The organism is Anaeromyxobacter sp. Fw109-5, from assembly GCF_000017505.1.
GTDB lineage: Bacteria > Myxococcota > Myxococcia > Myxococcales > Anaeromyxobacteraceae > Anaeromyxobacter.
The window spans coordinates 5,254,538-5,277,990 of record NC_009675.1; the positions used below are offsets into that span (position 1 = coordinate 5,254,538).

General features: G+C 71.5%; 27 protein-coding genes. 2 read left to right on the forward strand and 25 right to left on the reverse strand.

The annotated features are described in order from the left end of the window. Positions 1 to 2: 2 nt before the first annotated feature. From ychF to atpH, 15 genes are all read right to left on the reverse strand, one after another. On the reverse strand, positions 3 to 1,115 hold the full coding sequence (ychF, locus tag ANAE109_RS22995) for a redox-regulated ATPase YchF (protein ID WP_012099312.1): 1,113 nt from the start codon (positions 1,113 to 1,115) through the stop codon (positions 3 to 5). A gap of 84 nt (positions 1,116 to 1,199) precedes the next feature. Further along, positions 1,200 to 1,727, reverse strand: coding sequence for a F0F1 ATP synthase subunit B (atpF, locus tag ANAE109_RS23000; RefSeq protein ID WP_012099313.1), 528 nt, complete (start codon positions 1,725 to 1,727; stop codon positions 1,200 to 1,202). Between the two features lie 45 nt (positions 1,728 to 1,772). After that, positions 1,773 to 2,003 carry an ATP synthase F0 subunit C gene (atpE, locus tag ANAE109_RS23005; RefSeq protein WP_041449597.1) on the reverse strand — a complete coding sequence of 77 codons (231 nt, stop codon included), beginning with the start codon at positions 2,001 to 2,003 and terminating at the stop codon, positions 1,773 to 1,775. A gap of 81 nt (positions 2,004 to 2,084) precedes the next feature. Beyond that, positions 2,085 to 3,305 (reverse strand): F0F1 ATP synthase subunit A, encoded by a 1,221-nt coding sequence (locus ANAE109_RS23010; RefSeq protein WP_012099315.1) that lies wholly within the window; start codon positions 3,303 to 3,305, stop codon positions 2,085 to 2,087. Continuing rightward, on the reverse strand, positions 3,302 to 3,670 hold the full coding sequence (locus tag ANAE109_RS23015) for a hypothetical protein (RefSeq protein ID WP_012099316.1): 369 nt from the start codon (positions 3,668 to 3,670) through the stop codon (positions 3,302 to 3,304). The genes ANAE109_RS23010 and ANAE109_RS23015 overlap by 4 nt, the downstream gene beginning before the upstream one ends. Further along, complete coding sequence (locus ANAE109_RS23020) at positions 3,667 to 3,939, reverse strand: AtpZ/AtpI family protein (RefSeq protein WP_041448652.1); 273 nt, start codon at positions 3,937 to 3,939, stop codon at positions 3,667 to 3,669. The genes ANAE109_RS23015 and ANAE109_RS23020 overlap by 4 nt, the downstream gene beginning before the upstream one ends. Before the next feature lie 111 nt (positions 3,940 to 4,050). Further along, positions 4,051 to 5,220, reverse strand: coding sequence for an aminotransferase class V-fold PLP-dependent enzyme (locus tag ANAE109_RS23025; protein ID WP_012099318.1), 1,170 nt, complete (start codon positions 5,218 to 5,220; stop codon positions 4,051 to 4,053). A gap of 3 nt (positions 5,221 to 5,223) precedes the next feature. Next, positions 5,224 to 6,513, reverse strand: a complete 1,290-nt coding sequence (gene hemL, locus ANAE109_RS23030; RefSeq protein ID WP_012099319.1) for a glutamate-1-semialdehyde 2,1-aminomutase — start codon at positions 6,511 to 6,513, stop codon at positions 5,224 to 5,226. Positions 6,514 to 6,532: 19 nt separating this feature from the next. Next, positions 6,533 to 7,372, reverse strand: coding sequence for a lipopolysaccharide assembly protein LapB (locus ANAE109_RS23035; protein ID WP_012099320.1), 840 nt, complete (start codon positions 7,370 to 7,372; stop codon positions 6,533 to 6,535). After that, the gene (gyrA, locus tag ANAE109_RS23040) at positions 7,369 to 10,044 is read right to left on the reverse strand and encodes a DNA gyrase subunit A (protein WP_012099321.1); all 2,676 of its coding nucleotides are present in this window, start codon (positions 10,042 to 10,044) and stop codon (positions 7,369 to 7,371) included. Before gyrA ends, ANAE109_RS23035 begins: the two co-directional genes overlap by 4 nt. A gap of 291 nt (positions 10,045 to 10,335) precedes the next feature. Then, positions 10,336 to 10,734 (reverse strand): F0F1 ATP synthase subunit epsilon, encoded by a 399-nt coding sequence (locus tag ANAE109_RS23045; protein ID WP_012099322.1) that lies wholly within the window; start codon positions 10,732 to 10,734, stop codon positions 10,336 to 10,338. Between the two features lie 30 nt (positions 10,735 to 10,764). Beyond that, positions 10,765 to 12,210: a F0F1 ATP synthase subunit beta gene (gene atpD / locus ANAE109_RS23050; RefSeq protein ID WP_012099323.1), complete on the reverse strand. Its 1,446-nt coding sequence runs from the start codon at positions 12,208 to 12,210 to the stop codon at positions 10,765 to 10,767. Between the two features lie 16 nt (positions 12,211 to 12,226). Next, positions 12,227 to 13,099 (reverse strand): ATP synthase F1 subunit gamma, encoded by an 873-nt coding sequence (gene atpG, locus ANAE109_RS23055; protein ID WP_012099324.1) that lies wholly within the window; start codon positions 13,097 to 13,099, stop codon positions 12,227 to 12,229. 24 nt (positions 13,100 to 13,123) lie between these two features. Beyond that, the gene (gene atpA / locus ANAE109_RS23060) at positions 13,124 to 14,662 is read right to left on the reverse strand and encodes a F0F1 ATP synthase subunit alpha (protein WP_012099325.1); all 1,539 of its coding nucleotides are present in this window, start codon (positions 14,660 to 14,662) and stop codon (positions 13,124 to 13,126) included. Positions 14,663 to 14,705: 43 nt separating this feature from the next. Then, entirely contained in the window at positions 14,706 to 15,245 is a 540-nt protein-coding gene (gene atpH, locus ANAE109_RS23065; protein WP_012099326.1) for an ATP synthase F1 subunit delta, read from the reverse strand. A 152-nt stretch (positions 15,246 to 15,397) separates the two neighbouring features. On the opposite strand from atpH, the gene ANAE109_RS23070 reads away from it, so the two are divergent. After that, entirely contained in the window at positions 15,398 to 15,829 is a 432-nt protein-coding gene (locus tag ANAE109_RS23070; RefSeq protein ID WP_234945213.1) for an Hsp20/alpha crystallin family protein, read from the forward strand. A 102-nt stretch (positions 15,830 to 15,931) separates the two neighbouring features. Here the strand turns inward: ANAE109_RS23070 and ANAE109_RS23075 are convergent, their stop codons facing one another. From ANAE109_RS23075 to ANAE109_RS23085, 3 genes are all read right to left on the reverse strand, one after another. Then, a complete protein-coding gene (locus tag ANAE109_RS23075) occupies positions 15,932 to 16,351 on the reverse strand; it encodes a polymer-forming cytoskeletal protein (RefSeq protein WP_041449599.1) in 420 nt (139 codons plus the stop codon). Positions 16,352 to 16,525: 174 nt separating this feature from the next. Continuing rightward, positions 16,526 to 17,422 (reverse strand): ParB/RepB/Spo0J family partition protein, encoded by an 897-nt coding sequence (locus ANAE109_RS23080; RefSeq protein ID WP_012099329.1) that lies wholly within the window; start codon positions 17,420 to 17,422, stop codon positions 16,526 to 16,528. After that, the gene (locus ANAE109_RS23085; protein WP_041448653.1) at positions 17,419 to 18,198 is read right to left on the reverse strand and encodes a ParA family protein; all 780 of its coding nucleotides are present in this window, start codon (positions 18,196 to 18,198) and stop codon (positions 17,419 to 17,421) included. The genes ANAE109_RS23080 and ANAE109_RS23085 overlap by 4 nt, the downstream gene beginning before the upstream one ends. 877 nt (positions 18,199 to 19,075) lie before the next feature. Here ANAE109_RS23085 and ANAE109_RS23090 point away from each other — a divergent pair. Continuing rightward, a complete protein-coding gene (locus ANAE109_RS23090) occupies positions 19,076 to 19,372 on the forward strand; it encodes a GYD domain-containing protein (RefSeq protein WP_012099331.1) in 297 nt (98 codons plus the stop codon). Between the two features lie 57 nt (positions 19,373 to 19,429). Here the strand turns inward: ANAE109_RS23090 and rsmG are convergent, their stop codons facing one another. From rsmG to rpmH, 7 genes are read right to left on the reverse strand one after another with little or no spacing between them, the layout of a single operon-like run. Next, complete coding sequence (rsmG, locus tag ANAE109_RS23095) at positions 19,430 to 20,077, reverse strand: 16S rRNA (guanine(527)-N(7))-methyltransferase RsmG (RefSeq protein WP_012099332.1); 648 nt, start codon at positions 20,075 to 20,077, stop codon at positions 19,430 to 19,432. Between the two features lie 8 nt (positions 20,078 to 20,085). Further along, positions 20,086 to 20,307 (reverse strand): hypothetical protein, encoded by a 222-nt coding sequence (locus tag ANAE109_RS23100; protein ID WP_041448654.1) that lies wholly within the window; start codon positions 20,305 to 20,307, stop codon positions 20,086 to 20,088. Next, positions 20,307 to 20,813, reverse strand: coding sequence for a R3H domain-containing nucleic acid-binding protein (locus ANAE109_RS23105; RefSeq protein ID WP_012099333.1), 507 nt, complete (start codon positions 20,811 to 20,813; stop codon positions 20,307 to 20,309). Before ANAE109_RS23105 ends, ANAE109_RS23100 begins: the two co-directional genes overlap by 1 nt. A gap of 16 nt (positions 20,814 to 20,829) precedes the next feature. Beyond that, a complete protein-coding gene (gene yidC / locus ANAE109_RS23110) occupies positions 20,830 to 22,479 on the reverse strand; it encodes a membrane protein insertase YidC (RefSeq protein WP_012099334.1) in 1,650 nt (549 codons plus the stop codon). 2 nt (positions 22,480 to 22,481) lie between these two features. Beyond that, on the reverse strand, positions 22,482 to 22,706 hold the full coding sequence (yidD, locus tag ANAE109_RS23115) for a membrane protein insertion efficiency factor YidD (RefSeq protein WP_012099335.1): 225 nt from the start codon (positions 22,704 to 22,706) through the stop codon (positions 22,482 to 22,484). After that, positions 22,703 to 23,047 (reverse strand): ribonuclease P protein component, encoded by a 345-nt coding sequence (rnpA, locus tag ANAE109_RS23120; RefSeq protein WP_041448655.1) that lies wholly within the window; start codon positions 23,045 to 23,047, stop codon positions 22,703 to 22,705. The genes yidD and rnpA overlap by 4 nt, the downstream gene beginning before the upstream one ends. A gap of 8 nt (positions 23,048 to 23,055) precedes the next feature. Next, positions 23,056 to 23,205 (reverse strand): 50S ribosomal protein L34, encoded by a 150-nt coding sequence (rpmH, locus tag ANAE109_RS23125; RefSeq protein WP_041448656.1) that lies wholly within the window; start codon positions 23,203 to 23,205, stop codon positions 23,056 to 23,058. Between the last annotated feature and the right edge of the window lie 248 nt (positions 23,206 to 23,453).

Below are 23,453 nucleotides of genomic sequence, written 5' to 3' on the forward strand. Positions count from 1 at the left end.
AGCTACACATTGAACCTGAAGTGCATCACGTCGCCGTCCTGGACGACGTACTCCTTGCCCTCGATGCGCAGCTTGCCCTTCTCGCGGCAGGCGGCCTCGGTCTTCAGCTCGAGGAGGTCCTCGATGCGGATCACCTCCGCCTTGATGAAGCCCTTCTCGAAGTCGGAGTGGATGACGCCCGCCGCCTGCGGCGCGTGGGCCCCCTGCTTCACGGTCCAGGCGCGGCACTCGTCCTCGCCGGCGGTGAAGTAGGTGATGAGCCCGAGCAGCCGGTAGCCGGCGTGGACCAGCCGGTCGAGGCCCGGCTCCTCGAGCCCGAGCGAGGCGAGGTACTCGGCGCGCTCCTCCGCCGCGAGGGCGGCGAGCTCGGACTCCACCTTGCCGGAGATCTCGACCATGCCGGCGCCCTCCGCCTCGGCCATCGCCTTCACCGCCTGGATGCTCGGGTCGCTGGCCTCCTTGCCGAGCTGCGACTCGTGCACGTTGGCGATGTACAGCACCGGCTTCGAGGTGAGGAGGAACAGATCCGCGAGCAGGGCGCGATCGTCGTCGGAGAGCTTCTGCGCGCGGACCGGCGTGCCCGCCTCGAGCCCGGCCTTGGCCCGGTCGAGGGCGGCGAGCTCCGCCTTGGCGAGCTCGCCCGGCTTCCCCGGCGCCTTCGCGTTCTTCATGGCCCGCTCGCGGCGCTTCTCGACCGAGTCGAGGTCCTTCAGCATGAGCTCGGTCTCGACGACGTCCTTGTCGCCGCGCGGATCGACCTTGCCGGCCACGTGCACGACGTCGGGGTCCTCGAAGCAGCGCAGCACGTGGGCGATGGCGTCCACCTGGCGGATGTTGCCGAGGAACTGGTTGCCGAGCCCCTCGCCCTTGGAGGCGCCGGCGACGAGGCCGGCGATGTCCACGAACTCGAGGGTGGTGGGGGTGGTCTTCTTCGGCTTGAAGAGGGCGGCCAGCCGCTCGAGCCGGCGGTCGGGGACCGGGACCACCCCCACGTTCGGCTCGATGGTGCAGAACGGGTAGTTGGCCGCGGCGGCCTGGGCGGCGCCGAGCAGCGCGTTGAAGAGGGTGGACTTCCCCACGTTGGGGAGGCCGACGATGCCGATCGAGAGACCCATGCGCCCTGTGTTTCTAGCCCGCGGAAAATGGAAACGCTCCGGCGGACGCGGGGCCCGCCGGAGCGCAAGACCGGTCCGGCCGCGCTAGGCGGCGCGGTTCGCCGGGAGCTGCGCGATGTAGTCCTCGACGAGCTTGCGCTGCGAGGCGTCGTCGAGGTTCGCCTTCACGAGGCGGGAGGCCGCGTCGATGGCGAGGTCCGCGACGACCGCGCGGAGCTCCGACATCGCCTTCGTCTTCTCCTCCTCGATCTGCTTGCGGGCGGTGGCGACGAGATCGTCCGCCTCCTTGCGGGCGCGGGCGGTCAGCTCCTGCCGCATCGCCTCCACCTCCTGCTGGTTGCGCCGCGCGAGCTCGGCGGCCTCACGCGCCGCCTTGCCGAGCAGGGCCTTCTGCTCGGCGAGGAGCCGCTCCGCCTCCGTGCGCTCCCGCTTCGCGGAGTCGATCGCCTCGCGGATGGTGCGCTCCCGCTCGGCGAGCATCTTGACGATCGGGCCCCAGGCGAACTTCCCGAGGACGAAGAGCAGCACGAGGAACGTGATGCCGGTCCAGAGGGTGAGGCCGGGGTTGATGTCGGTGATTCCGCCGGCGGCGAGGACGGGGAAGGAGACCATCTCGAGCTCCCTTTCGACGTTGGGGCTCCGCGTTCCGCGGAGCTGCTACGCCTTGATGGCGAGGAGGAGGGTCACGACGATCGCGAAGAGCGTCGCGCCCTCGATGAGGGCGGCGGCGATGATCATCGAGGTGCGGATGTCGCCGGCGACGGTGGGCTGGCGGGCCGAGCCCTCCATGGCGGCGGCGGCGAGCTTGCCGATGCCGAGGCCGGCGCCGAGGACGGCGAGGCCGGCGCCGATGCCGGCCGAGAGGAACGCGAGAGCGGTAGAGGTCATGCCTTCCATCTTCCTTCTCCAGGTGGAGCGTGTGGCGGGCTTACCGGGCCGCCGTTTCACCGTGGCGCGTGCTGCGCTCGACTACCCATGGCCGGGGGACGCCCCCGCCACGTGAGAACCGTGAGAGCCGTGCGCCCCGCCCGTGGCGGCCGCGCCGTGCCCGTGCTCCTCGTGCTCGTCCTCGTGGCCGTGGTGCGCCACGACGGAGCCGATGAACAGCGAGGAGAGCATGGTGAAGATGTAGGCCTGCACGAAGGCCACGAAGAGCTCGAGCATGTAGATGGAGAGCGCCATCGGGACGGAGGCGATCGCGATCCACTGCGAGTTCAGCGCGAAGATGAGGCCGAGCAGGGCCAGGATGACGAAGTGGCCCGCCACCATGTTGGCGAAGAGACGGACGGTGAGGGCGAAGGGCTTCGTGAACAGGCCGAGGAACTCGACCGGGATCATGATGAACCACAGCGGCCAGAGCGACTTCGGCACGCCGCCCGTCATGTGCGCGAAGTACCCGCCCACCCCCACCGCCCTGATCTGCGCGTACTGGGTGATGAGGAAGGTGAACACCGCCATCATCACCGTCACCGAGATGTTCGCGGTGGCGGTGGCGGCGAAGGGCACGAGGCCGAAGAGGTTCAGGAAGAGGATGAAGAAGAAGGCGGAGACGAGGTACGGCACGAAGCGGTCCGCGTCCTTCTCGCCGATGTTCTTCACCGCGATCTCGTTGCGCACGAACTGCACGAGCATCTCGATGAAGTTGTAGAGGCCGCGCGGGACGAGGCTCTTCTTGCGGACCGCCGCGAACACGACGAGGAGGAGGATCGCCGAGGCGATCCACATCATCACCACGTGCTTCGTGGGGGTCATGTCGACCTTGCCGAAGACGAGCGGGCCGCTCACGTTCCGCTCCACCGCGTGGCCGTGGGCGTCGATCTCGCTGACGTGCTCGGTGCCGAAGACGTCGCGCAGGTCGACGTGGCAGGCCCACGAGAGGCCGCCGCAGAAGCCGGGGAGCTCCAGCACGTAGCCGTCGGCCACGTGGTGCATCATCACCGCGCCGAGGCTCTCGTCGTGGCCGGCCTCCGCGCCCGCCGCGCCGTGCTGCGCCGGGTCCTCGTGCGCGGCGGCGCCGTGCTCGGCGGCCGCGCCGTGCGGGTCGGTGGCGGCCCCGGCCGCGTCGCGCGCGCCGTGCCCCTCGGCCGGGGTGGCGACCTCGGGCGCGGGGGCGCCGTGCTCGCCGGCGTGACCAGCGGCCTGCGCGAGGGACAGCGAGAGGGCGAGGGTGACGAGGCTGGCGGCGGTCATGCGGTCGGTCCCGTTCCGCGGCTGAGGGTGTGAACGAACGCGCCTTCCACGGCGACGAAGGCGAAGTAGGAGGCGAAGAAGGCGGCGACGAACGCGACGACGCTCTCGCCGGCGCTGACCACGAAGTACACGCCGAGCGCGACGAGGAGGATGCGGACGAGGAAGGTGACCGTCATCACCGCCAGGGCCGCCTGGACCGGCCGGCGCCCGCCGCGGGCGAAGCGGCTCATCGCCAGGATCGAGCCGAGCGCGGTGACCCCCGAGATCGCGGCGCCGAGCAGCGCCCCGCGCCGGTGCGAGCCGGTGGCGAGGGCGCCGAGCACGAAGGCGACGGCGATGGCCGCGGTGGTGAGCTGGTACTTCACGATCCGTTCCTCTTCCTCGACGACCCCAGCACCTGCTTGAAGAAGCTGATGAACCCGCCCGCCATCCCGAGCACCGCGCCGAGGATGGTGAACCAGGGCACCTCGGTGCCCACCTTCCGGTCGACCCAGATGCCGACGGCGGTGAAGACCCCCACCGCCGCGACCAGGGTGGTGGAGGCGCCCATGTACGGCGCCGCCTTGCGGTATCCCTGAGCGAGGCTGGAGAGGCCCTTGTCCTCGCTCGACTCGCGATCGCCGGGACCCGCCAAGAAGCCTCCGCGCCGGCCCTTCGAAACGGGGAATCGCCGGGCATTCCGGGCTCTTCCGCGTGGCGAAGGGCACGCCCGTATAGCAGGCGCGCCCAGGTACGTCAATGGACCTCACACCCCCACGGGACCGCCCCCGCCCCGGCCCCCCGGCGCCAGCGCGGCGACGAGCCGTTCGACGTCCTCCAGGCCGCTGTAAAGGTGCGGCGACACTCGGATCCGATCGCCGCGGAGGGCGACCCAGACCTTCGCCGCGCGGAGGCGCTCGAAGGCCGCCTGGGTGGCGGCCGCCGTCTGGGCCCGGAGGCACAGGAGGTGGCTGCGCGCCCCCGGCTCGAGCGGGCTCGCCGGGGAGAAGCCCGCCGGCAGCCGCTCGAGGAGGCGATCGCCGAGCGCGCGGGCGTGCGCCTGGACCACCGCGGGCGTCGCCTCGAGGAGCAGGCGCAGCGACTCGGCGAGGGGGAGCAGGTTGAAGAAGGCGGCGGTCTCGTGCGCGTCGTAGCGCTGGGCGCCGGGGAAGAGCTCGATGTGCTCGGGGAGGTGGTTGAAGTCCTCCGCTCCCCGCACGGACCACCAGTTCACGTCACCCACCGCCAGCCGGTCCAGCACCTGCGGCGAGAACAACCCGAGCCCGCAGCCGTACGGGCCGAGCAGGAACTTGTAGGCGGAGGCGGCGTAGACGTCGACGCCGGAGCCGCCGAAGTCGAACGGCAGCGCGCCCGCGGCCTGGCTCCCGTCCACCACCGTGACGGCGCCGAAGCGCCGCGCCGCCTCGACCACCGGGCCCGGCTCGATGCGGCCGCCGTGCAGGTAGGACACGTGGGCGAACGCGACCACGCGCGTGCGCGGCCCCACCGCCTCGGCGAGCCGCTCGGCCGACACCGCGCCGGTCGGGTGGTCCGGCTCCACGACGCGCACGGCGACGCCGCGGCGGGCGAGCCAGCGCCAGGGCAGCTCGTTCGAGGGGAACTCGTGGCGCGCGAGGACGATCTCGTCCCCCTCGCCCAGCTCGAGCCCGCGGGCGACCACGTTCACCACCTGGCCCGCGCCGGTGACGAGCGCGACCGACTCCTCCCGGGCGCCCAGGAGGCGGGCCGCCAGCGCGCGCACCTCGGCCACCGCCGACACGTAGGTCGGCGTGCCGATGCGCCAGGGACGCTCCTTCAGCGCGAGGGCCTCCCGGCCGGCGCGCGACGCCGCGAGCGGGATGGGACCCTGGCTCGCGGCGTCGAGGTAGGCGACGCCCTCGAACGGCGCGAAGCGCTCCGCCCAGCCTGGCCCCATCCGCTAGACCTTCGCGGCCTCGGCGAAGGCGGCCTCGCTGGCGTGCAGCGTCTGCTCCACGTCGCCCTCGGAGTGCGCGGTCGAGAGGAAGGCCGCCTCGAACTGCGAGGGCGGCAGGTAGGCCCCGCCCTCCAGCATGCGGTGGAAGAAGGCGCCGAAGCGCTTCGTGGACGCGGCGCGCGCGCTCGCCGCGTCGAACACGGGCTGCTCGGCGAAGAACACGGTGAGCATCGAGCCGACCCGGTTCACCTGCACCGGCACCTTCGCCGCCGCCGCGCGCTCGCGGAGCCCGTCGGCGAGCTTCGCCGAGAGGCGCTCCAGCTTCTCGTAGGCCGCGCCGGTCATGAGCCGAAGCGTGGCGTGCCCGGCGGCCATGGCCATCGGGTTCCCGGAGAGCGTTCCCGCCTGGTAGATGGGGCCCGCCGGCGCGACCCTGTCCATCACGTCGGCGCGCCCGCCGAAGGCCCCCACCGGCAGCCCGCCGCCGATGACCTTGCCGAAGGTGACGAGGTCGGGCCGCACGCCGAAGAGCCCGCACGCGCCGCCGGAGGAGACGCGGAAGCCGGTCATCACCTCGTCCACGATGAAGAGCGCGCCGTGCTTGCGGCACAGCGCGAGCAGCCCCTGGAGGTAGCCGTCCTTGGGGACGAGCACGCCCATGTTGCCCACCACCGGCTCGATGATGACGCAGGCGATGCTCCCGCCGCGCTCGGCGAAGAGCCGCTCCACCGCGGCGAGGTCGTTGTAGGGGAGCGTGAGGGTGTGCTTGGCGAGATCTGCCGGGACCCCCGGCGAGTCGGGCAGGCCCAGCGTCTCCACCCCGGAGCCGGCCTTCACGAGGAGCGGATCCCCCGCCCCGTGGTAGCAGCCCTCGAACTTGAGGATGTCGTCACGACTCGTGAACCCGCGCGCGACGCGGATGGCGGCGGTGGTCGCCTCGGTGCCCGAGGAGCAGAAGCGCATCTTCTCGATCCAGGGCATCCGCTCGCGCACCAGCTCGGCGAGGGTGATCTCGCGCGGCGACGGCGCGCCGAAGGAGGCCCCCTCCTTCATGGCGTCCTGCACCTCGCGCATCACCTCGGGGTGGGCGTGCCCGACGATCATCGGGCCCCAGGAGAGCACGTAGTCGACGTAGTCGTTGCCGTCCACGTCGAACAGGTGGCTGCCCTTGCCGCGGGCGATGAAGCGGGGCGTCCCGCCGACCCCGCGGAACGCGCGCACGGGCGAGTTCACGCCGCCCGGGAACAGGGTCTGCGCCTTGGCGAACAGCTTCTCCGACAGCTCGGTCTTCATGGCCTCTCCTGAGAGTCCTCTAGCGGAAGGCGGCGGCGCGATCGCCGGGCAGCGTCGCCGGCCTCGCCCGCGCGCGACGCCCCGTGACCGCCTCGATGTTGGTCCGGATCGCGTCGGGGTTCGGGTGGATGGGGAGCGCCTGGGCGTACAGCTCGAGGGCGCGGTCGAAGCGGCCCGCCTGCGCGTGGATCAGGGCCTGGCCCTCGAGGGCGCGCGCCACCAGCTCCGGGCGCGGCCTGCGATCGATGAGCGCCTGGAACGCGGACAGCGCCGAGTCGTCGCGCTTCTCGAGCGACCACGCCTGGGCGGCGAGGAGCTGCGCCTCGTCGGCGAGCGCGTGATCCGGCCACTTCTCCCGCAGGATGCGCGCCTCGGTGCGGGCCTGCGACCAGTTGCCGAGCTCGAGGTAGGCGCGCGCCACCTCGAGCTGGTAGCGCGGGGCCTCGGGCGCGTCCGAGGCGGCGACGTCCGCGTACTGCGCGATGGCGGCGAGCGGGTCGCGGAAGCGCTCCCGGTAGATGTCGCCGATCTGGACGCGCGCCTCGCGCGCCTCCTTGCCGCCGGGGTAGAGCGCCACGATGCGCCGGTAGTACGAGATCGCGCCGGTGTAGTCGCCCAGCTCGAGGTACGAGACGTCGCCCGCGAACTTGAGCGCCTTCCAGCGCACCGCCGCCTCGTCCGCCGGCAGCGGCGCGTCGCCCAGCTCCGCCAGCACGCCCTTGTAGCCGGCGAGCGCGCCCTTCGCGTCGCCCGCGTGGCGCCGGCCGTTGGCCTCCTCGAGCCGGCTCGCCGGCGAGGAGCAGGCGAGCGCGAGCGCGAGCGCCGCGGCGGCCGCGAGCGCGGTCGGCCGACGGCTCACGCCTCCGCCTCCGGCTCCCCGCCTCCAGGCTCCTCGCCCTCCGCCGGCTCCACCCCTGCGGCCGCCTCGGCGGCCTCCGCCTCCGGCGTGGTCTCGGCGACGCGCGCCACGCCCACCACCTCCTCCTCCTTCGACTCGAGGGTGATGAGCCGGACGCCCTGGGTGTTCCGCCCGATGACGCTGATGCCCTTCGCCGGCATGCGGATGAGCATGCCGCCGTTGGTGATGAGCATCACCTCCTCGACGTCGGACACCAGCGCCGCCGCCACCACCGGCCCGTTCCGCTCGGTGGTCTTGATGGTGATGATGCCCTTCCCCCCGCGGCTCTGGACCCGGTACTCGGCGAGCTCCGTGCGCTTGCCGTAGCCGTTGCGGGTGACCGTGAGGATGGTGGGCGCGGGCTCGCCCTGCGGCGGCGCGGCGGGGATGGTCTCCGCCGACACCACCGCGTCGCCCGGCTCGAGCGTGATGCCCTTCACGCCGTAGGCGGTGCGCCCCATCGCGCGGACGTCCGACTCCTCGAAGCGGATGGCCATCCCCTGCGCGGTGGAGAGGAGCACGTGGCTCTTGCCGTCGATGAGGCGCGCGGCGATGAGCTCGTCGGCCTCCTCGATCCCGAGCGCGATGATGCCGGCCGCGCGCGGCCGGGAGAACTGCTCGAGCCGGGTCTTCTTGATGAGGCCGCGGCGGGTGGCCATGAAGACGTACTGCCCGCCCTCGCCGGGAGCGGCCGGCTCGACGGGCTCGGCGCCCTCCGCGCCAGCGGCGGCCTCGGCCTCCTCGACGATGCCGGCGGGCTCGGGCAGGCGGCGCACCGGCAGGATCGCCGCCACCTTCTCGCCCTGCGAGAGCTGGACGAGGTTCACGATGGGCTTGCCGCGCGCGGCCCGGCCGGCGGGCGGGATCTCGTGGACCTTGAGCCAGTAGACCTTCCCCTTGTCGGAGAAGACGAGCAGGTAGCTGTGGGTCGAGGCGACGAAGATCGACTCGAGGAAGTCCTCGTCCCGCGTCGCCGCGCCGGTCTTGCCGCGCCCGCCGCGGCGCTGCGCGCGGTAGAGCGACACCGGGTTCCGCTTCACGTAGCCGGCGTGGGAGACGGTGACGACCATCTCCTCCTCGGCGATGAGGTCCTCGGTGGAGTAGTCGGTCGCCTCGCCCAGGATCTCCGTGCGCCGCTCGTCGGCGAAGAGCTGCTTCACCTCCCGCAGCTCCCCGGCGATCACCTCCATGAGGACCTTCTCGGAGGCCAGGATCTCCTTCAGCCGGAGGATGATCTTCTGCACCTCCGCCAGCTCGTCCAGGATCTTCTGGCGCTCGAGGCCGGTGAGGCGCTGGAGCTGCATCTCCAGGATGGCCTTGGCCTGCAGCTCCGAGAGGGCGAAGCGCGTGATGAGCCCGTCGCGCGCGGCGTCCCGATCCGGCGCCTTGCGGATGAGCTCGATGATCTCGTCGAGGTGATCGAGGGCGATCTGCAGCCCGAGCAGGATGTGCTCCCGCTCGCGCGCCTTGCGCAGCTCGAAGCGCGTGCGGCGGGTGACGACGTCGCGCCGGTGGGCGACGAAGCGCTCGAGCAGCTCCTTCAGGTTCAGGATGCGCGGCTGCCCGCCGTCGATGGCGAGCAGCGTCACCCCGAAGCCGGTCTGCATCTGCGTGTGCGCGTACAGGTTGTTCAGCACCACCTGCGCCACCGCGTCCCGCTTCAGCTCGATGACGACGCGCATGCCCTCGCGCGAGGACTCGTCGCGCAGATCGCTGATCCCCTCGAGCCGCTTCTCCCGCACCAGATCGGCGATGTGCTCGACGAGCTTCGCCTTGTTCACCTGGTACGGGATCTCGGTGACGACGATCGACTCGCGCTCGGTCTTGGGGTGGACCTCGATGGAGGCGCGCGCGCGCACCTGGATCGTGCCGCGCCCCTTCTCGTAGGCGGCGCGGATCCCGTCGCGCCCCTGGATGATGCCCGCGGTCGGGAAGTCCGGACCGGGGATGAAGCGCATCAGCTCGGGGATCGTGACCTTGGGGTTCTCGATGAGGTGCTCCACCGCGTCGAGCACCTCGCCCATGTTGTGGGGCGGGATGTTCGTCGCCATCCCCACGGCGATGCCGGCCGAGCCGTTGACGAGCAGGTTCGGGAAGCGGGTGGGCAGGACCAGCGGCTCGACGGTGGAGTCGTCGAAGTTCGGGCCCCAGTCGACGGTCTCCTTGTCGATGTCGGCGAGGAGGAAGTCGGCGAGCCGCTCGAGGCGGGACTCGGTGTAGCGGTAGGCCGCGGCGGGATCGCCGTCGACCGAGCCGAAGTTGCCCTGGCCGTCGATGAGCGGGTAGCGCAGGTTCCAGTCCTGCGCGAGGCGCACGAGCGCGTCGTAGACCGAGGCGTCGCCGTGCGGGTGGTACTTCTTCAGCACCTCGCCCACCACGCCGGCGCACTTGGAGTAACGCTTGTTGTGGTGCAGCCCCTCCGTGTGCATCGCGTACAGCACCCGGCGGTGCACCGGCTTCAGGCCGTCGCGCACGTCCGGCAGCGCGCGCCCGATGATGACCGACATCGAGTAGTCGAGATACGACTTGCGCATCTCGTCTTCGATGGCGACCTGGGCGCGGTGCCCGTCGCCGGGAGGCGGCGGTGGCGCGGGCGCGGCGGGCGGGCTCGGGGGGAGGTTCTCTTCGGCCATCGGCGCTCTTTCCAGGGCCGCAGGCGCGCGAGGAGGCTCGAGCGCGCGCGCGGCGTGGGAGGAGGGTGGTTATTAGCCGGTTTCCCTCGGAGATTCAATGCCTTTGGCCGTCCCGAGGCGGGGCCCGGCGGCCGGCCGGCGGCCTCGCCCGGCGGGCTGGCGGCGGAGGCGGCGGCGCGCGCGGCGGGCTTCACGTTCCGTGCGCTCGGGGGGCGCCCCAGGGGCGGAAAACGAGCGGCGGGGAGGCGCGCAGTGCGCCTCCCCGCCGGAGAAACCGCCTGGACCGGGGAACTACCGCCCGGCGACCGAGATGCGCGCCGCGGCGCGCTTCACCCGCGCCGACTCCGCGGGGTGGTGCTCGTCCTGCTCGGTCATGCGGAGGAGCCGGTCCTGCGCGTCCTGGAAGGCGCGCTTCGCCCGCTCCACGTCGATGTCGCCCGCCGCCTCGGCGGTGTCGGCGAGCACGATCACCCGGTTCTCGGCCACCTGCAGGAAGCCCCCGCCGATGGCGTAGTGGTGCTCGCGGCCGCCCTCGACGTACGTGAGGCGGCCCGGCTCGAGCGCCGTCATGAACGGCTCGTGGTTCACGCGGATGCCGAAGCCGCCCGCGGCCCCGGGCGCGCGGACCTCGTCGACGGTGACGGAGAGGACGCGCCGCTCCGGGGTCACTATGTCCAGGGTCAAAGCCATTGGTCCGACCGTCCTGAGCCTGTCGAAGGACTACCCCGCGGCCAGCTTCTTCGCCTTCTCGACCGCCTCCTCGATGCCGCCCACCATGTAGAAGGCCTGCTCCGGGAGGTCGTCGTGCTTGCCCTCCACGATCTCCTTGAAGCCGCGGATCGTGTCGGCGAGCTCGACGTACTTGCCCGGGTTGCCGGTGAACTGCTCGGCGACGTGGAAGGGCTGGGAGAGGAAGCGCTGGACCTTGCGGGCGCGCGCCACGGTGAGCTTGTCGTCCTCGGAGAGCTCGTCCATGCCGAGGATGGCGATGATGTCCTGCAGGTCCTTGTAGCGCTGCAGCGTCTCCTGGACCTCGCGGGCCACCTGGTAGTGCTCCGCGCCGACCACGAGCGGGTCGAGGATGCGGGAGGTGGAGTCGAGCGGGTCGACGGCCGGGTAGATGCCGATCTCGGTCAGCTTGCGGCTCAGCACCGTCGTCGCGTCGAGGTGCGCGAAGGCGGTCGCCGGGGCCGGGTCGGTGAGGTCGTCGGCGGGGACGTAGATGGCCTGCACCGAGGTGATGGCGCCGTTCTTCGTGGAGGTGATCCGCTCCTGCAGCTCGCCCATCTCGGTGGAGAGCGTGGGCTGGTAGCCGACGGCGGAGGGGATGCGGCCGAGGAGGGCGGACACCTCGGAGCCCGCCTGCGTGAAGCGGAAGATGTTGTCGATGAAGAGGAGCATGTCGCGCTTCTCTTCGTCGCGGAAGTACTCGGCGATGGCGAGCGCCGAGAGCGCGACGCGGGCGCGCGCGCCGGGCGGCTCGTTCATCTGGCCGTACACGAGCACGCACTGGCTCTTCGAGAGGTCGTCCTTGTTGATGACGCCCGACTCGATCATCTCGTGGTAGAGGTCGTTCCCCTCGCGGGTGCGCTCGCCCACGCCGGCGAACACCGAGAACCCGCCGCGCTTCTTCGCGACGTTGTTCACGAGCTCCATGAGGAGCACGGTCTTGCCCACGCCGGCGCCGCCGAACAGGCCGATCTTGCCGCCGCGGAGGTAGGGGGCGAGCAGGTCGATGACCTTGATGCCCGTCTCGAACGCCTCGATCTTGACGTTCTGATCGACGAGGGTCGGCGCCGGACGGTGGATGGGGAACTTGCGGACCGACGCCACCGGGCCGCGCTCGTCCACCGGATCGCCGACGACGTTGAGGATGCGGCCGAGCACCTCCTTGCCCACCGGCACGGAGATGGGGGCGCCCGTGTCCCTCACGACCATGCCGCGCACGAGGCCGTCGGTCGAGTCCATCGCGATGCAGCGGGCGGTGTTCTCGCCGAGGTGCTGCGAGACCTCGATGACCAGGTTGTCGGCGCGAGCGTCGATCGCCGGGTTCGTCACGGAGAGCGCGGTGTAGATGTCGGGCAGCGCGCCGGGCGGGAACTCGACGTCCACGACCGGTCCGATGACCTGGGTGATCTTGCCGCTCTGAGCGTTCGGGGTGGCCATGTCTTCCTTTCGAGACTTACTTCAGCGCCTCGGCGCCGCTCACGATCTCCATCAGCTCCTTCGTGACGTAGGCCTGGCGCGCGCGGTTGTACTGGAGGGTGAGCGAGGCGATCATCTCCTCGGCGTTCTTGGTCGCGCTCTCCATCGCGCTCATGCGCGCGCCGTGCTCGCTCGCGGCGGACTCGAGCAGCGCGCGCCACACCTGCATCGCGACGTGGCGGGGGAGCAGATCGCGGAGCAACGCCTCGCGCGACGGCTCGTACTTGAAGTCGATGGAGGCCCCGTCCCCGGCGTCGGGCGGGGTCTCGATGGGCAGCAGCTGGAACACCACCGGCTTCTGGGAGATGGCGCTCTTGAACTCGTTGTACGCGAGGAACACCGCGTCCACCTCGCCGGAGAGGTAGCGCTCCGTGTACTCGGCGGCGATCGCCTCCGCCTTCTCGTACGCGAGGTTCGCGTGGACGCCGGTGAAGTCCTTGCGGATCTCCAGCCGGCGGGCGCGGAAGTAGTCGCGGCCCTTGCGCCCGATGGTGGCGAGCTGGACGCGCTCGTACCGGTCGGCGTTCTCCACGAGGAAGCGCTGGGTGCGCCGGGCGATGTTGGCGTTGAAGCCGCCGGCGAGGCCGCGGTCGCTGGTGATGACCACCACCTCGGCGGTGCGCTGCGCGCGGGGGGCGAGGAGCGGGTGGGCCACCACCTCGTCCGCCGCCGCGCGCGCCGCGATCCGGCCCAGCGTCTGCTCGAGGAGCTGCGCGTACGGGCGGGTCTTCAGGATGGCGTCCTGGGCCCGGCGCAGCTTGGCCGCCGAGACCATCTTCATCGCCTTCGTGATCTGCCGCGTCGACTTCACCGAGCCGATGCGGTTCCGGATGTCACGCAGGGAGGGCACGTTCGCTCGTCCTCGGGGCCGGGCTTACGCCTGGCCCTCGACCTGGAACACGCCGCGGAACTCGCGCAGCGCCGCGTCGAGCTGGGAGCGGATGCCGTCGTCGAGCGCCTTCTTCTCGGCGATGGTCTTGGCGACGCCCGGGTGGCGCGCGTCGAGGAACTCCACGAGCTCGCGCATGTAGCGGCCGACCTCCTCCACCGGCACCTGCCGGATCCAGCCCTGGCCGTTCTCGTCCTTCTGCGTGGCGGCGTAGATCTGGATGACCTGCTTCTCCACCGGCATCGGCGAGTACTGGCCCTGCTTCAGGAGCTCCACGAGGCGCTCGCCGCGGGCGAGGGTCTCCTGGGTCGCCTTGTCGAGGTCGGAGCCGAACTGCGCGAAGGCGGCGAGCTCGCGGTACTGCGCGAGCTCGAGCTTGAGCGAGCCGGCCACCTGCTTCATCGCCTTGATCTGGGCGGAGCCGCCGACGCGGGAGACGGAGATGCCGACGTTGATGGCCGGGCGGACCCCCTGATAGAAGAGGTTCGACTCCAGGAAGATCTGACCGTCGGTGATGGAGATGACGTTCGTCGGGATGTACGCCGACACGTCGCCGGCCTGCGTCTCGATGATGGGCAGCGCGGTGAGCGACCCGCCGCCCTCCTTCTCCGAGAGCTTCGCGGCGCGCTCGAGCAGGCGGCTGTGGAGGTAGAACACGTCGCCCGGGTACGCCTCGCGGCCCGGCGGGCGGCGGAGGAGCAGCGAGAGCTGGCGGTACGCCACGGCCTGCTTGGAGAGGTCGTCGTAGATGATGAGCGCGTGGCGGCCGGTGTCCCGGAAGTACTCCGCCATGGTCACGCCGGTGTACGGCGCGAGGTACTGCATCGGGGCGGGGTCGGAGGCGTTCGCCGCGATGACGGTGGTGTACTCCATCGCGCCGTGCTGCTTGAGGATCTCGACGACGCGGGCCACCGTCGACTGCTTCTGCCCGACCGCGACGTAGAAGCAGTAGAGGTTGTTCCCCTTGTTGTTGAGGATGGTGTCGATCGCCACGGCGGTCTTGCCGGTCTGGCGGTCGCCCAGGATGAGCTCGCGCTGGCCGCGGCCGATCGGGACGAGGGCGTCGATCGCCTTGAGGCCGGTCTGCATCGGCTCGTGCACCGACTTGCGCTGCACGATCCCGGGGGCCTTGATCTCGATCTTGCGGGTGTGCTTCGCGTTCACCGGGCCGCGGCCGTCGATGGGGCTGCCGAGGCCGTCGACCACGCGGCCGAGGAGCTCCTCGCCCACCGCCACCTCGGCGATCTTCCCGGTGCGCTTCACCGGGTCGCCCTCGCGGATGTGCTCGAAGGCGCCCATGATGGCGGCGCCGACGTTGTCCTCCTCGAGGTTCAGCACGAGGCCGCGGGTGCCGTGCGGGAACTCGAGCAGCTCGCCGGCGGCCGCGCCCGCGAGGCCGTAGATGCGGGCGACGCCGTCCGCCTGGCTGAGGACGGTGCCGGTCTCGGCGACGTCGACCTTCTTCCCGTAGTCCTTGATCTGCTCGCGGATGATGCGGCTGATCTCGTCGGCGCGGATTTCCATCGAAAGGCTCTCCGGAGGAGGATGAACTGACAGTTAAAGATCGCTACTGCTTCAGCTGGCGCCGCAGATCCTCGAGCTGGGTGCGGAGCGAGCCGTCGTAGACGAGGCTCCCCACCTGCGCGACCACGCCGCCGAGGAGGGCGGGGTCGACCTCGCGATCGAGGAGCACGGTCGCCTGGGTGGCCTGCGAGAGCCGGTCGGCGATGGCCTGCGCCGCGGAGCCGTCGAGCGGGACCGCGCTCGTCACCTTCGCGCGCACCCGGCCGAGGTGCTCGTCCGCGAGGGCGCGGAAGGTGTCCACGATGGCGCCCAGGTACCCGAGGCGGTTGCGGTCACCGAGGAGGAAGAGCAGGTTCGCGGGCTCGCTCTCGAGCCGGAGCGCGGCCGCGAGCTTCTCCACGATCGCCCGCCGCTGCTCGCGCGAGTAGACCGGGTTGGACAGGACCTCGCGGAGATCGGGCGAGCCCTCGACACCCTCCTTGAGGGACTGGAGGCTCTCGCTCCAGGGCTCTACTCGACCCTTCTCCACGGCCAAGCTGAAGAGCGCCTTGGCGTACCGGCGGGCAATGGAACCCATGATCATAAGGGACGCGCTCCGTAGCACGGTGTGGGTGCGACGGTCAAGCACGTTTCCCCGGAGAGTACTTGGAGTTACGCGGTCCGCGGCCGCGCGTTTGACAGCCCCGGACCCCGCTTTACGTTCGCGTTGCCAAAAGGAGGTTGAAAATCATGGCGATGCCGACGAGATGGGAGCCCTTCCGTGACCTGGCCCGGTTCCAGGACGAGATGAACCGGCTGTTCGACGACCGCGGTTATCGCACCGGTGAGTCGGTCGGCTGGACTCCGCCCTGCGACATTTTTGAGGACGAGGAGGGCCTCGCGTTGCGCTTCGACCTCGCGGGGGTTGACCCGAAGGATGTAGACATCCGCTTCGAGAACGGGGTCCTCACCCTCAGGGGCGAGCGCAAGCTGGAGCACGAGGACAAGCGCGACAACTACCACCGCATCGAGCTGGCCTACGGCACGTTCACGCGGTCGTTCTCCCTGCCCGGCACCGTGGACGCCGAGAAGATCCGCGCCGACGCGAAGAACGGTCTGCTCACCGTCCACCTGCCGAAGCGAGCCGAGGCGCGCCCGCGCGCGATCCAGGTGAAGGTCGGGGCGTAGCGGACGGCGCGGCGCGCGACCTCGAGCGCGCCTGCGTGAAGAGCGGGCCCGGCGCCGCCGGGACCCGCTCTTTCACTTCCAGACGACTCGTCGTTCCGGGCGCTACGCCTTCACGGCCGCGACGGGCGCGCCGGCAGGCTTCGCGCCGCCCTTCTCCACGCCCTCCATCTTGCACTGACCCTCGAAGATCACGCCCTTCTCGATCATGAGGGACGGGGCCTCGACGTTGCCGCGCATGCGGGCGGGGTGGTGCAGCTCGATCGCGTTCTTGGCGCGGACGTTCCCGTTGATCTCGCCGTGCACGATGATCGTGCCGCAGGTGATCTCCGCGTTCACCTTGGCGCCCTCGCCGACCACGAGCACGTCGTTCGTGACGATCGTCCCGGTGAACTTGCCGTCGATGCGGACGGTCCCCTCGAAGGTGAGCTTGCCCTCGAACTCGGAACCGCGGCCGAGCAGGGCGTTCAGGTCGCCGGTGGGGGTGGGGACGGACGACAGCTCATCGCGCTTCAGCATGGCCATGTTTCTCGGCTCCTCGTTGGATGACTTCGCGGGCGTGGGCGCTCCGGGTGCGTCCGCGCCGACCGCCGGCGACGTCGCCTCCTCCCGCAGCTTTGTCCAGAAGGACATCCTTCCTCGCTCTGCTTGTACCCCGGACATCAGGGCTGCCGCCCCCTCGGGCGGCGGTACAGGGAACTACGCTCCAATCTTCGCGAGTATTCCGTCCAGCTCGTCGAGAGAGGTGTACTCAACCTCCAGGCGGCCGGCGACTGCAGACTTGGGCACGACCTTACACCTGGCCCCCAGGCGGCGCTGAAGGCGCTGATTCAGCGCCTTGACGGCCGGGCTCTCGGAAGCTGGCGCCGGCCGGTCGCTTTCCTTGCGGCCGAGGGCGCGCACGAGCGCCTCCGTGGCCCGGACGGAGAGCCCCTCGCGGATGACCTTCTGGGCCGCCCGCCTCATCGCCTCGGCGTCTGCGGCGCCGAGCAGCGCGCGGGCGTGCCCCATGTCGAGCTGACCCTGGCGGACCGCGTCGCGCACCTCCTCCGGCAGCTTGAGGAGGCGGAGCGCGTTCGCCACCGTCGAGCGCTCCTTGCCCACCCGCTTCGCGATCTCGTCCTGCGTGAGCGCGTGCTCGCTCGCGAGCACCTCGTACGCCTCGGCCTCCTCGATGGCGTTCAGGTCCGCCCGCTGCAGGTTCTCGATGAGGGCGATCTCGAACGCCTCGCGATCGCTGGTCTCCCGCACCAAGGCCGGGATCTCGCGCAGCTCGGCGCGCTGCGCCGCCCGCCAGCGGCGCTCGCCCGCCACGATGCGGTACTTCGCGCCCTGCTTGCGGACGAGGATCGGCTCGACGACGCCGTGCTCGCGGATGGACGCCGCGAGCTCCTCCAGCTTGGCCTCGTCGAAGCGCTTCCGGGGCTGCTCGGGGTTCCGCTCGATGGCCTCGAGCGGCAGCGACAGCAGGCCGCGGCCGGAGACGGCCGGGGTCGAAGCGGGCGCCGCGGCAGCGCTCGGCGGCGGCGGCGCGTTGGAGAGCAGGGCGGCCATGCCGCGCCCGAGGGCGGGCCGGCGCTTGTCGGCGAGGCTCACGCCACACCTCCCGGCTGGCCGAAGCGGCCCGCCACCTCGCGCGCCAGCTCGAGGTAGCTCTGGCAGCCCTTGGAGGTCACGTCGTAGAGCAGGATGGGCTTGCCGTGGCTGGGCGCCTCCGACAGCCGCACGTTGCGCGGGATGACGGTCTTGAAGACCTGCTCCGCGAAGGTGCGGCGGATCTCGTCCGCCACCTGGTTCGACAGGTTGTTGGGCGAGAACATCGTGAGGACGATGCCGTCCACGGCGAGGCCGGGGTTCGCGCTCGCGCGCACGAGCTCGATCGTCTTCAGCACGTCGGCGAGGCCTTCCAGCGCGTAGTACTCGCACTGCAGCGGGATGACGACGCCCTGCGCAGCGACGAGCCCGTTCAGCGTGAGGAGCCCGAGCGAGGGCGGGCAGTCGATGACCACGTACTCGTAATCGCGGGCGACCTGGTCCACGGCGCGCTTGAGGCGCGACTCCCGGGCGTCGTGCTCGGCGAGCTCCAGCTCGGCGCCGACGAGGTGGCGCGAGGCGGGCACGAGGTCGAGGAACTTGAGCTCCGTCTTCCGCACGGCGCTCGCCATGGGCACGCCGTCGACGAGCACCTCGTAGATGGAGTGCTCGGACTCGTCGCGCCGGATCCCGAGGGCGCTGCCGGCGTTGCCCTGGGGATCGACGTCGACGAGGAGCGTTCGGCGCTCGGCGGCCGCGAGCGAGGCCGCGAGGTTCACGGCCGTCGTGGTCTTGCCGACGCCGCCCTTCTGGTTCGCGATGGTGAGGATCCGGCCCATGGCCTGAGCATCCGTGCGCGGGGTGCGAGCCCCGTCCGTCGTGTTCGGCAACTCGAGACCTCTCGGTTTCGCGCGGCCCCCTGGCCGCGCAGGCGCGCACTGTGCCCGATCGATCTGACACGCCGCGTCCCGAGCCTTGCCCCGCCGCCGCCGCTTCCCGCCCATCGTCGCCTCGCGCTCGCTGCCGCCCGGCTGTTCCACGTGGAACATCGGCGCTGGTCCGCCAAGGACCAGGCGTCCGGCCGGGCGAGGTGTTCCACGTGGAACATCCCGATCGCAGGGGCGCTTCCCGGGTCCTCAACCACGACGACCGAGCAGCGCTGGCGTGCCTGTATGGCACGTCGAGCAGCGCAGGTGAGGAGCCTGTCCTTGGACCTCCTCGATCCCGAGATGGGCTGGGGGGCGGTTCCGTGGCGCGCCGCGGGCGCGGGACCTCGCGTCCTCGGCGGCCACCATGGACGGGGTCTCCGTCGCGGGACGGGTTCCGTCCGCAGGCACCGCTGGCAACGCGGGGCCGCCCGGGCGTGAGGGGGGCTGGGCGATGGCGCCTTGGCGGCCAACCGCGTTGCATGCGGTCCGTTGGTCGATCGGTGCCGACCGCGTCCAGTGGCCGCCTGCGGTCGCGAGGTCCCGCACATGGGGCGGCGCGCTGCGGACGTGACGGTGGCATGGCTCGTCCCCGGGGCAACGGAGCGGCGCTCGTTCGCCAGGTGTTTCACGTGGAACACCGCTCGAGGCGCCAGCCACGAAGCGGTCCGTAAGGACGGCACGGATCGGCGGCGCCCGTTCTCGGGTGCCCAAGCAGACGCGAACGCGCGCCCCCGAGGCCGCTAGCCTCCTCGCGAGACCGGCGAGGTCGCGAGGGGAGGAGTTCGAGATGGCTTCCTACCTGGTGCTGTTCGGCTTCACTCCACAGGGCGTCCAGCACATCAAGGACTGCCCGGCGCGCGTCGCCGCGGCGAAGGAGACCGTCCGCAGCCTGGGCGGAGAGGTCCGCGCGTTCTACGGGATCATGGGGAGCGCGCACGACACGCTGTTCATCGTGGACGCCCCCGACGACGCGGCCATGGCGCGGATGGTCCTCGCCATCGCGGAGAAGGGGTTCGTCCGCACCGAGACCCACCGGCTCTTCACCGAGGACGAGTTCGGCGAGATCGTCCGCTCGCTGCCGTGACGTGAGGAGGTACCGCGCCCGGCGCCGCGGACGGGGCGCGCTCCCGCCCCGAGCCGGTCAACGCGCGCGCCAGCGCGCGATCGCGCGGGCCGAGCGGGAGAGGGGCAGCTCGAAGCGCGAGACGTCCACGAGCGCGAGGCCGGAGGCCGCCCCGATCGCCGCCAGGCGCGCCTCGTCCGCCTCGCGGCCGAGCATGGCGAAGAGCGTCCCGCCCGGCGCGAGGTAGCGGACGCCCAGCGGGACCCAGCGCTCGGGATCGGAGAGCGCGCGGGAGACCACGGCGTCGGCGCGGGGGAGCTTCTCGCCCTCCGGGTCGCCCTCGGCGCGGACGGCGAAGGCGCGGACGGGCAGGTCGAGCTCGGCGGCCACGGCCTTCACGAAGGCGACCTTCTTCGCCACCGAGTCGCAGCAGGTCACCTCGAGCGCCGGGCGGGCGCAGGCGAGCGGCACGCCCGGGAGGCCGGCGCCGGAGCCGAGGTCGAGCAGGGTGCGCACCTCGTCCAGCAGCGGCAGCAGGAGCAGGCTGTCCACGAGGTGCTTCTCGGCCACCTCGGCGGGATCGGTGATGGTGGTGAGGTTCACCTTCCGGTTCCAGGCGAGGAGCCGATCGGCGAACCGCTCGAGGCGGGGCAGCGCCTCGGGGGCGACGGGGAGCGCGAGGGCGGCGAGGCCGCGGGAGAGCGCCGCGTGGAAGGCCGGTTCCATCGCCGGCCCTACTTCTTCGCGGCGGTGCGCCGGCCGATGGCGGCCTCGACCTCGCTCCGGTGCTCGGCGAGGTACGCGTCCACCTCGGCCGCCTCGAGCGCGAGATCGCGCAGCACGCCCTCGTAGACGAAGCGGAAGCCCTCGGCGTAGTCGCGGTCCTGCAGCTCGAACGAGCGCCGCACGACCGCCGCGGAGAAGAGCCGCTCCGCCTTGGTGCGCTGGCGCGCCACTAGCGCTCGCCCCCGCGCGCGGCCGGGACGACGAGCAGCTGCCGGAAGATGCCCTCGCCCTCGCTGTGCGTCGTCACGCCCTCGTGGTTCACCAGGGCGAGGTGGATCTGCCGCCGCTCGCGCGCGCTGATGGGCGCCACGGCCAGCACCTTGCCGGTGCGCATGGCCGTGGCGGCGAGCCGCTCGGCCATCGCCTTCAGCGCCGGGTCGCCCTCCTGGTAGAACCCGCCGACCTCGAGGTTCACCCACTTGCGCCCCTCGGCGCGCGGGTTCACCACGCGGTTCGCGAGGTACTGGAGCGCCTCGACGAGCGCGGAGGAGAGCTCGACCGGGTTTCCCTCCCGCGGGTTCAGGGCGACGCCGATCTGCTCGGCCGTCTCCTTCACCTCGACGTCCACCGCCGCGCCGAGCCGCTCGAGGAGGCCGGCGCAGAACTCCCGCGCCCGCGCCACCTTCTCCGGCGCCTGGGCGGGGGGCGCAGCAGCGGGGATTCCCTTCTCGTCCATGGCGCTCTCCTCGGCGCTACTTGGAGGCCTTGGCCGGCGCCGGCACGGCCGGCATCCGCCGCATCATGAACTGCTGCTGGGCGATGGACAGCAGGTTGTTCACGAAGATGTAGAGCGTGAGCCCCGCGGGCACGCTGAGCATGAGCAGCGTGAAGAAGCCCGGCATGAAGTACAGCATCATCTTGGCCTGGGCGTTGTCGGCCGGCTGCGGCGAGAAGCGCTGCATCACGTACTGCGAGACGCCCATCGCGATCGGCAGGACGTAGAGCGGGTCCTTCACCGTGAGGTCGTGGATCCACAGGAACGGCTCCCGGTACAGCTCGACCGACGTCTGCAGCGTGGCGTAGAGCGCGAACCAGATCGGCAGCTGGATGAGCATCGGCAGGCAGCCGCCGAGCGGGTTCACCTTGTGCTGCTGGTAGAGCTGCATCGTCGCGAGGTTCAGCTTCTCGCGGTCGTTGCCGTGCTTGGCCTTGAGCTTCTCGATCTCGGGCTGCAGCTTCCGCATCTCGTTCATCGACTGCATCGACTTCGCGGTGAGCGGGTAGAGCAGCACCTTCACGAGGACGGTGAGGAGGATGATGGCGAGGCCCCAGTTCGCCACGAGCCGCTCCAGCCAGCGCATGACGAAGAGCAGGAGGCGCGCGAAGAAGGCGAAGGGGCGCGCCATGGCCCCGTAGTCGATGGCGCTCTCGAACTCCCGCCCGTAGGTGCGGAGGTGATCGAGGTCCTTGGGGCCCGAGTACACGGTGAACCCGAACTTCGCGCTGCCGCCGTCGAGCGGGAGCCGCAGCGCCGTGAGGCCGCTGCCCTGCACCGGGCCCTTCGCGAAGAGGCAGGTCCCGGCCGGCTGCGCGGGGAAGACGGCGGAGACGAAGTATCCCTGGTCCATGCCCGCCCAGGCCACGGTCCCCTGGAGCTTCTCCTGCGCCTCCTTCCCGTCGACGTCGAAGCGCTCGGTCTCCTCGCCCGCGCGGCAGACGGGCCGGACGAACTCGACGGGCGGGCCGGAGAAGAACCCGCCCTTCTTCGTGTCGGGCGGCATGTAGCCGGGGTAGAGGACGACGATCCCGCCGCCCTGGGTGGCCGGAGCCTGCACCTCGAGGTCGAGCGCGAGCTCGTAGGCCTTCTCGGTGAGACGGTAGGTCTTGCGGACGGTGGCCTTGCCAGCCCGCCCCTCGAAAGTGGCAGAGCGGGCATCCTGCGCCACCACCCGCATGGGGGCTCGCGCGGCGACGTCGTTCCCCGCGTCCTCCGCGCCGCCCAGCTCGGGCGTCGCCACCACCGCGAGCGGGTAGGGCTGCTCCTTCGCCACGCGGACGAGGTCGATCTGGACCGGCTTCCCCTCGCGGTCGCGGCGGAACTTCTCGCCCTGGAGGACGATCTCCTTCACGGCGCCGCCGTGGCTCGTGAGGGTGGCCTCGAACCCGTCCCCGACGAGCTTCACGAGCTGCTCGGGCGCGTCCTGCGGGACGGCCGGCGCCGGCGCCTGGGCGGCCGGCTGACCGGGGGCAGGGGCGGCCGGGGCCTCCGCGCGCTGCGCGGCCTCGGGCGGCTTCGGCGGCTGGGGCTTCGGCTTCGGGGAGGGGAAGACGAACTGCCAGACGATGAGCACCGCCACGGAGAGGACGGTGGCGAGGAGGACGCGACGGTTCTCGGGACCCAAGGTTACCTCTCGGACTCCGGCACCGGATCGATGCCGCCGGGATGGAAGGGATGGCACCTGAGGAGCCGACGCGCGGCGAGCGCCGACCCCTTGAGCGCGCCGTGGCGCTCGAGGGCCGTCGCCGCGTACGCGGAGCAGCTCGGGTAGAAGCGACAGGCGGGCGGGAGCAGCGGCGAGACGAGCCGCTGGTAGACGCGCACGAGGAACACGAGGGCTCGCCGGATCACGCGCGCTCCCCGCGCTCGAGGCGCGCCCGCGCCGCCTCCAGCGCGCGGCGCACCTCGGCCCTGCCCGCGGCGAGCACGCCCGCGCGAGCGATCACGACGAGGTTCACCGCGGGTAGATCGCCCTGCATCGCGCGGAACTCCTCCCGCACCCAGCGCTTCACCCGGTTGCGCTCGACCGCGTTCGCGATCTTGGACGACACCGTGATCCCGATGCGCGGCCGGGTTCCACGGGAGTCGAGCGCAAGGACGAGCACGTCTCCGGCGTAGAGCCGCGTACCGCGCTGCTGGACGAGGAGGAATTCGCGGCGGCGGCGCAGACGCGCCGCCTTGGGCAGCTTCACCTGCAGTACTACTTCTTCGGCGTGCTGGGCGTGAGGCGCTTGCGGCCCTTCGCGCGACGGCTCTTGATCACGTTCTGCCCGCCCGGCGTGCTCATGCGCTTCCTGAAGCCGTGCGTGCGGTTCCGGCGCTGCTTCTTCGGCTGATATGTCCGCTTCATGGCGCGGCAACCTCCCCGATCAGCGCCGAGATGTCAAGGTTTCCAGAGACTTGGGCGCCGCGGGCGAAAGCGCCCCCGATCCGTCACCCGGACGCCACGCGAAAACCCCGTCGTTTCGCGACCGACGCACGACGCCCTTGATCCCCTCGGCGGACCTTGGCTAACTTCCGCCCCCACGCAACACGGGGCCGCCCGCACTCTCGCCCTTCGAGCGCCGAGTGAGCCGCCGTCCGGAAGCCCGGACGTCG

What these genes read in the sequence shown, in the direction of transcription:
- ANAE109_RS23090 (WP_012099331.1), top strand. Translation starts at nt 19,076, where the DNA reads ATGGCTTCCTACCTGGTGCTGTTCGGCTTCACTCCACAGGGCGTCCAG.
- atpD (WP_012099323.1), bottom strand. Translation starts at nt 12,210, where the DNA reads ATGGCCACCCCGAACGCTCAGAGCGGCAAGATCACCCAGGTCATCGGA.
- ANAE109_RS23075 (WP_041449599.1), bottom strand. Translation starts at nt 16,351, where the DNA reads ATGGCCATGCTGAAGCGCGATGAGCTGTCGTCCGTCCCCACCCCCACC.
- hemL (WP_012099319.1), bottom strand. Translation starts at nt 6,513, where the DNA reads ATGAAGACCGAGCTGTCGGAGAAGCTGTTCGCCAAGGCGCAGACCCTG.
- atpH (WP_012099326.1), bottom strand. Translation starts at nt 15,245, where the DNA reads ATGATCATGGGTTCCATTGCCCGCCGGTACGCCAAGGCGCTCTTCAGC.
- rsmG (WP_012099332.1), bottom strand. Translation starts at nt 20,077, where the DNA reads ATGGAACCGGCCTTCCACGCGGCGCTCTCCCGCGGCCTCGCCGCCCTC.
- ANAE109_RS23085 (WP_041448653.1), bottom strand. Translation starts at nt 18,198, where the DNA reads ATGGGCCGGATCCTCACCATCGCGAACCAGAAGGGCGGCGTCGGCAAG.
- rpmH (WP_041448656.1), bottom strand. Translation starts at nt 23,205, where the DNA reads ATGAAGCGGACATATCAGCCGAAGAAGCAGCGCCGGAACCGCACGCAC.
- atpF (WP_012099313.1), bottom strand. Translation starts at nt 1,727, where the DNA reads ATGGTCTCCTTCCCCGTCCTCGCCGCCGGCGGAATCACCGACATCAAC.
- ANAE109_RS23025 (WP_012099318.1), bottom strand. Translation starts at nt 5,220, where the DNA reads ATGGGGCCAGGCTGGGCGGAGCGCTTCGCGCCGTTCGAGGGCGTCGCC.
- ANAE109_RS23010 (WP_012099315.1), bottom strand. Translation starts at nt 3,305, where the DNA reads ATGACCGCCGCCAGCCTCGTCACCCTCGCCCTCTCGCTGTCCCTCGCG.
- ANAE109_RS23070 (WP_234945213.1), top strand. Translation starts at nt 15,398, where the DNA reads ATGCCGACGAGATGGGAGCCCTTCCGTGACCTGGCCCGGTTCCAGGAC.
- atpE (WP_041449597.1), bottom strand. Translation starts at nt 2,003, where the DNA reads ATGACCTCTACCGCTCTCGCGTTCCTCTCGGCCGGCATCGGCGCCGGC.
- ANAE109_RS23105 (WP_012099333.1), bottom strand. Translation starts at nt 20,813, where the DNA reads ATGGACGAGAAGGGAATCCCCGCTGCTGCGCCCCCCGCCCAGGCGCCG.
- ANAE109_RS23045 (WP_012099322.1), bottom strand. Translation starts at nt 10,734, where the DNA reads ATGGCTTTGACCCTGGACATAGTGACCCCGGAGCGGCGCGTCCTCTCC.
- ychF (WP_012099312.1), bottom strand. Translation starts at nt 1,115, where the DNA reads ATGGGTCTCTCGATCGGCATCGTCGGCCTCCCCAACGTGGGGAAGTCC.
- gyrA (WP_012099321.1), bottom strand. Translation starts at nt 10,044, where the DNA reads ATGGCCGAAGAGAACCTCCCCCCGAGCCCGCCCGCCGCGCCCGCGCCA.
- atpA (WP_012099325.1), bottom strand. Translation starts at nt 14,662, where the DNA reads ATGGAAATCCGCGCCGACGAGATCAGCCGCATCATCCGCGAGCAGATC.